We start from the raw sequence: 6692 nt of genomic DNA, 5'->3' as shown, positions 1-6692 counted from the left end.
TCCGTTGTCTTTTAACTCAGCGTCGGGTTTTGAAGGGTTGTCATCCGTTGTGATAATTGTACCAGAAGGCAATTGATAGCCTGTTAAATTCCCTTGTTTCCACCACCTCCAAGCCGTTCGATAACTTATTCCTGTTTTTTTGCCTAGTCCGATAGTTTTGTCTGTACATATTACCATGAATAACTATATATGACCATATTTGTATTGAAACTTTACAATACCCCAGTTTCCGCTGCCGCTAATTTTACCGGCGGCTTTCAACCGATATTTTAGTTAAGTTTTGAGTTATTATTGACCATTGGTTAGGGATTGAGAACATTTCCCCTCAGGCTGCCAATTCCCCAACTCCCCCACTTAATTTTTACTTTTTACTGACTCGTACCATGTTAGACCTAAAGCAAATTAGAGAAAATCCAGAGGAAGTACAGAAACGCTTAGATAGTCGGGGAGGGAGTTATGATATTGCCCCTATTCTCCAGTTAAATCAACAACAGAAGGCTTTAGAGTTAGAACGCAGCAGTTTACAGGCCCGGAGTAACGAAATCGGTAAACTGGTGGGACAAAAAGTGAAAAGTGGCAGCGATGTCAACAGTCCCGAAATTTTGGCAATGAAAACAGAAGGAAACGAGATTAAAAGTAAACTAGCTCAATTAGAACCGCAGGAAAAAGCCATTAAAGCGGCCATTGACCAAAAAATCTTAGATTTACCCAATTTACCCAGTGAAACCACTCCCATCGGTAAGGATGAACGGGAAAATGTCGAAGTCAAACGCTGGGGAGAGGAATATAAACCCACTAACCCGAATATTTTGCCTCACTGGGAAATTGGGGAAAAATTGGGCATTTTAGACTTTGAACGGGCCGTAAAGATCGCCCAGAGTCGTTTTGTTAATCTTATCGCTGTCGGGGCAGCCCTAGAAAGAGCCTTAATTAATTTTATGCTCGATCGCCACATTGTCGCCGGTTATACAGAAGTTTTACCACCAATTTTAATTAATAGTGACTCCTTGCGCGGGACGGGACAACTGCCAAAATTCGCGGAAGAAAGCTTTAAATGTCGAGATGATGAGCTTTGGTTAGCACCAACGGCAGAAGTACCCGTAACTAACCTCTATCGCGATGAAATCCTCTCATCGGAGCAATTACCAATAAAACACTGTGCCTATACTCCCTGTTTTCGTCGAGAAGCGGGCAGCTATGGCAAAGATACGAGGGGCTTGATCCGTTTGCATCAATTTAATAAGGTGGAAATGGTCAAAATCGTCCATCCTGACGCTTCTGCTCAGGAACATGAAAGTTTAGTCGCTAATGCGGAGGCAATCCTGCAAGCTTTACAGTTGCCCTATCGCGTGATTGAATTGTGTACCGGTGACTTGGGTTTTGCAGCGGCCAAATGTTATGACTTAGAAGTGTGGCTACCTTCGGCTAATACCTATCGGGAAATTTCCAGTTGTTCTAATTTTAGAGACTTCCAAGCACGACGGGCAAATATTCGCTTTAAAGAAAAAGGGCAAAAAGGCACTAATTTTGTCCACACCCTCAACGGTTCGGGATTAGCGATCGGTCGTACTATGGCTGCTGTCCTAGAAAATTATCAACAGGCAGACGGGACGGTAAAAGTGCCAGAAGTGCTGCAACCCTATCTAAAACGGGAGATTATTTGTTAATTTTTCTAAAAATGCTTGACAAAATAGCTCTATAGTGCATTTAAAAAAGTTGCTCTTAACCCCACTGTAGAATTGCCTGTTTTAAGGCTCCTTCCGGCAAATTGGCGGGACTAAAAGAATCACCCGCTTCTATTCTGGCTAAAGCTTCAAAAAAAGCCCTCACACCACTGGCTGGTCCCGATGGGTGGTCCATAATTCCGGTTCCCGCATTGAGGATAACATTACGTCCGTAATCCCGAAGCACTTGGGGAACAATACCGGGACGAATGCCGGCCGAGGGAACCGGAAAAACGTTTCTATCGCGCAAAATATCGCGAATTTTGCCTTCCTCCTGCGGATCGAAGGGTAAACTACCGTAGGCGGCGGGATATAGCACCGCATCGGCTCCTGCGTGGGCCATCATCGTTCCCAAAACCACAGAATAGGCTAATCCCGTATCAGTACCGGCACACATCGCTCCGGCAAAGGCAGGATGGGCGAAAATAGGAACATCGATCGCTGGATCACTGGCTAAAGCTTCTAAAACGGAAAAACCGTAGGTAAGAACGTTTAATAATAGGGCATTAGCCCCATGTTTCACTAATAAACGGGCTTTTCTCTGCAATTCGTCCGCTTTTCCCGTGACATTGACCGCATAAAGAACATTTCTACCGGTTTGCTGCCGCACTTCCTCCAAAACCCGGCGACAACAATCTAGGCGCTCGTGGGTGGGAGCCACGGAAAGATCCGCCATGATTTCATCATCTTTAATCACGTCTAAGCCAGCAAAAGCCACTTCTCGCAGGATATCGGCGTGATCTTGGGACGATAGTCCTAAAGCGGGTTTAAAAATTGCCATCACTAGAGGTCGATCATAAACCCCCAAACGTTGCCTAATTCCTGTGATTCCCAGCTTGGCTTTTGTGCCGTAGGTTTCGGGGAGATACACCCCCACCACTTTTCCGGCTCCAGCCATGGAATATTTGCCGAAAATCATGGTTAAAAGACTGGCGATGTCATTTTCAACGTTTATCTGGGGAAAACGCACCCTAGCCACCTTATAACCGTCGGCTTCCTCCCTGATCCCCACCACTTCCGCTAGGTGTTGTTGCAGCTGCTCTTGACGATGACTGTGGCGATCGCTCCAAGTGCCGGCGGTTTGACCGATAGCGATCGTTTTTGCCTGTTTTTCGGCATCAATAGCGGGAGGAAAGCGATAATCGACAATGATAGTCATAAAAGGTGAAAAAAGGGAGTGGGAATTATAAATTATAAATTATGAATTGGGGAAGTGGGGAGCTTTTTTCAGTGATCAGTAAACAGTAAACAGTAATGGGTGAACTGAAAACTCACATCTGATAACTGATAACTGATAACTGATAACTGATGACTTCGATCGGTTTTCTCACCTATTGACAAGGGTTGCGCTAAAAGCCTACAAGTATTTTGGATAGGTATGGCCATTGAGGAACCGACCAAAATATGAAAATAACGACAAGATTACGGGAATGGGGCAAATTTTTCTTAAAAAGCGGTGCTAGTATTGCCCTAGCACTATTTTTAATCTTAAGTCTGTTCACGGTTAAGGGAACTACCCCTGCTTTAGCTGTGCTTGCTCAGGGTGATGCGGTCACGGATCCCACTGCTATTCTACGCAATGCCTTACCCATAGATAATAAACCAATTCGTCAAGTGCAACAATCGATCGAAGATATTGCCAAACATCTGCGGGCCAAGCGTTGGAGTCCGATTAAAAAAGATGTCAAGGATGCCAATTATGCCCTTTCGACCAAAAGCAACGCTATCTTAGATAGTGTTCCCGAAGCAAGTAAAAGTCAAGGGGAGGAATTAATCGAAAAAATAAAAACGGGAGTGGCAGCCCTCGATACGGCCGTAGAAGCGAAGGATAAAGAGGCAGTTTGGTCAACCAGACGGGAATTACTCAATAATATCACCGCTTTAGAAGAATTAATGGTGGTGGGTTTTCCCTTTAACGTTCCCCCAGAATACGCTAACTTGCCGCAATTGCGAGGACGTGCCACCGTAGAGATGCAGACAACCAAAGGAGATTTAACTATCGTTGTCGATGGTTACAGCGCTCCAGTTAATGGGGGTAACTTTGTGGATTTAGTCCAACGGGGTTTTTATGACGGTTTACCCTTCATTCGCAGCGAAGATAATTTCGTTGTCCAAACCGGGGATCCCGTCGGTGCAGAAGAAGGTTTTCTTGACCCGAAAACTAAGCAATATCGCTCTATTCCCTTAGAAATTTTGATTAAAGGGGAAGAAGAACCAGTTTATGGCAATACTCTCGAAGAATTAGGGATTTACTTACCCAGTCTCGCCTTGCCTTTTAACGCTTTTGGTGCATTGGCCCTAGCGCGTCCCGATACTAATCCTAACGGAGGTTCCTCGCAATTCTTTTTCTTTAAATTCGATAATGAATTAACTCCTCCGGGGTTTAATCTCATGGATGGTCGTTATTCGGTTTTTGGCTATTTAGTCCAGGGAAAAGAGGTGTTAGAAGAACTTACCGATAAGGATAAGATTATCACCGCTAAAGTGGTTTATGGCTTAAATAATCTCGTCCAACCTAGCTAGGTTGGCGTTTTTAACTGGGTCTTGTCAAGACAAAAAGATTAGTCAAGATAGGGGAAGCATCTCAGATTCTGGGGACTTCCCCCGATACCCCCGCAAAAGTGGGAATTGTCGGGGTCAATATTCCCCGCTAGTGAAAGCAAGGCACCCCGGCAATTACTCCATCTTCTCCATTTTGGGAGAAAACTTTTTTCTCGAAAGATTGCAAGTTAATGACTGTCATGGCTAAAAAATATCCAGTTTCTAGATACATCCAGATAGTAGGTAGGTGGGTATTAAAAATTGTCAGAACCCCCCTTATTAAGGGGGGAAGGGGGGATCAAAGACAAAATCTATCTTCAATTTAATTATAACCACTTACTTATTTACTCAATACCTAGTTTTTGCAATGTTAGTAAACGTTCTTTACTAAACTGCTCGTAAACTGTTTTCAGATGAGCAATATTCTCCTCCTCTGTTTCCAAAGTTTTCCCATCTTTAACCACTTTTTTGCCTTGACTTGCCAAAATTTGCCAGACAAAACTTACCCCGTCTTGGTTATTAGATTTTGCTAACAGAAATAACTGCTCTAAACGATTGACTACTACTCCAGTCCCAATCAAAGGAGAAGCTAAAAAGCTTAATTCCTCATCATAGATCGCTTTCGCTTTCACTGCATTATTAAAAGCATTAGTAGATGGTTTCCGTTCTTGGCAAGTTTGCTCATCGACAGCAGGATGAATATAGGCAATACCAGTTAAAATCATGAGAGCTTGGTAAAGACCATTTAAGTTAATATTTGAGGTTTTGGGATGATTTTGCAGTTGCAGTAAAGTTTGGGGAGATTCTGCCAAAACTTCACAAATTGGCTGATAAATTGCCTCCTGTAACTTAACTTCTCCCACGGGAAACTGCTGCTCGAACTTGATCTTTGCGGGATTAACAAGCAGGGCAAACCGGGTTTCTTGTAGTTGTTTAAGCTGTTCTTGGTTGGTTAAACCTAAAGAGCCTCGAATAAAAATATCACGACGGAATTGATTGTTAACAAAGAAATCTCGCACCACTTCCCGATAGATTGGGTCGCTAATTTTTGCTAATTTTTCTTGGGCTGCCTGAGAGAGATTGACCATATCAATATGGTCATTAATATGGGCGGAACCCACATATTTAAGTTTCGCATCCTCTAATTCTTTCGCTACTTCATCGAAGTAAAAAGAATTCCATTCCTGATTGAAATACTCGTGAGCTAAATAATAACGATTTTGTTCCTTCAGGCGCTCGTAACGATTTTTTAAGATTGGATTTTGGGCAAAATAACTAGCATTAGCTTCTAATAATTCCCCCGTAAAATTAAGCGCCTGTTCAATCCTTGTTAAAATTGGTTCGGAACTGTGTTGACCATGACGTAACATTAAAGCCTGCATCGGCATCGCTGCTGACCAACCAGGAAGGGCATTATAGGAGATATAAACTAATCCCCCCACCTTGAGATTGCGGCGAATAAAATTAACTATTGCTTGGCGATTTCTGGCACTAATCCAGCTATAAATTCCGTGCAGACTGATGAAGTCAAATTGAGGTAAATCTCGCTCTAAAAATTCCTCAAAACTATCATCAAAGAAAAGAATATTCTTCATTCCCGCCTTGGCCGCTAAATCTCTGGCTGTGGCGATATGGCTAGGGTTGAAATCATTGGCATAAAATTGAGCATGGGGATAGGTAGCCGCTAGAATATTCGTGGTAAAACCCTGACCACAGGCCAATTCACAATAGGTGAATTCTTGGCTAGAATCGGGGGGGTGAATGGATTTAATCAGAGTGGCTAAACCTAATTTTAGGGGACTTAACTCGCCGTAAAAGCCGCTAGTGTAGTTAACTTCCGATACATATCCTTCTGTCCAACTCATAGATTTTCCTCAAATATAATGACAATTCCTAAAATTAAGACTTGATTATACAGGAAAAGAGCCATGTCCCCTAGATTTTTGTTGGTGACAGCAAGGACAATAAAGCTATACAATGCCTATTAATACTAGAGTATTAACCGTTTAGCCAAACGATTCGGCAATTGCCAATAAACCCTAGAAGCGAGATTTCTCGTGAAAACTGACAGTCTCTTTTACCAAATCTTCCTGCGCTTTCCCGACAGTTTCTTTGACTTAATCGGACAACCCCAGCAACAGGCAGCAAACTATCAATTCACCTCCCAAGAGGTGAAACAACTCTCTTTCCGTCTCGATGGCTTATTTATGCCACTCAGAGAAGATAGTCAGCAACCCCTCTACCTAGTGGAAGTGCAGTTCCAACCGGACGACACCCTCTACTATTGACTTTTTGCGGAATTGTTCCTGTTTTTAAGGCAATATCAACCACCTCACCCCTGGCAAATTGTCGTCATTTATCCCCATCGTGGGGTAGAACGGGAACAATCCCTACATTTTGGCGAAATCCTCAATTTAGCAAGCGTTA

4 protein-coding genes and 1 pseudogene are annotated in these 6692 nt (G+C 43.1%); 3 read left to right on the top strand and 2 right to left on the bottom strand.

Annotated elements, in window-relative coordinates:
* Positions 1-383: 383 nt before the first annotated feature.
* Complete coding sequence (gene serS / locus IM479_RS15235) at positions 384-1667, top strand: serine--tRNA ligase (protein WP_287686067.1); 1284 nt, start codon at positions 384-386, stop codon at positions 1665-1667.
* 55 nt (positions 1668-1722) lie between these two features.
* Here serS and IM479_RS15230 read toward each other — a convergent pair whose 3' ends face one another.
* Positions 1723-2883, bottom strand: a complete 1161-nt coding sequence (locus IM479_RS15230) for a 2,3-diketo-5-methylthiopentyl-1-phosphate enolase (RefSeq protein ID WP_287686066.1) — start codon at positions 2881-2883, stop codon at positions 1723-1725.
* A 245-nt stretch (positions 2884-3128) separates the two neighbouring features.
* Here IM479_RS15230 and IM479_RS15225 point away from each other — a divergent pair, with 245 nt between their 5' ends.
* Positions 3129-4247 (top strand): peptidylprolyl isomerase, encoded by a 1119-nt coding sequence (locus tag IM479_RS15225; RefSeq protein WP_287686065.1) that lies wholly within the window; start codon positions 3129-3131, stop codon positions 4245-4247.
* A gap of 362 nt (positions 4248-4609) precedes the next feature.
* On the opposite strand, the gene IM479_RS15220 is transcribed toward IM479_RS15225, so the two are convergent.
* On the bottom strand, positions 4610-6130 hold the full coding sequence (locus tag IM479_RS15220; RefSeq protein ID WP_287686064.1) for a methyltransferase regulatory domain-containing protein: 1521 nt from the start codon (positions 6128-6130) through the stop codon (positions 4610-4612).
* Positions 6131-6322: 192 nt separating this feature from the next.
* On the opposite strand from IM479_RS15220, the pseudogene IM479_RS15215 reads away from it, so the two are divergent.
* Positions 6323-6692 (top strand): annotated as a pseudogene (locus IM479_RS15215) (DUF2887 domain-containing protein); the annotation flags it as partial.

It is taken from the genome of Microcystis sp. M165S2 (assembly GCF_020245885.1).
GTDB lineage: Bacteria > Cyanobacteriota > Cyanobacteriia > Cyanobacteriales > Microcystaceae > Microcystis.
Note: the sequence above shows the minus strand (reverse complement) of the source record. Positions and strands in the feature narration are given on the sequence as shown.

What these genes read in the sequence shown, in the direction of transcription:
- serS (WP_287686067.1), top strand. Translation starts at nt 384, where the DNA reads ATGTTAGACCTAAAGCAAATTAGAGAAAATCCAGAGGAAGTACAGAAA.
- IM479_RS15225 (WP_287686065.1), top strand. Translation starts at nt 3,129, where the DNA reads ATGAAAATAACGACAAGATTACGGGAATGGGGCAAATTTTTCTTAAAA.
- IM479_RS15220 (WP_287686064.1), bottom strand. Translation starts at nt 6,130, where the DNA reads ATGAGTTGGACAGAAGGATATGTATCGGAAGTTAACTACACTAGCGGC.
- IM479_RS15230 (WP_287686066.1), bottom strand. Translation starts at nt 2,883, where the DNA reads ATGACTATCATTGTCGATTATCGCTTTCCTCCCGCTATTGATGCCGAA.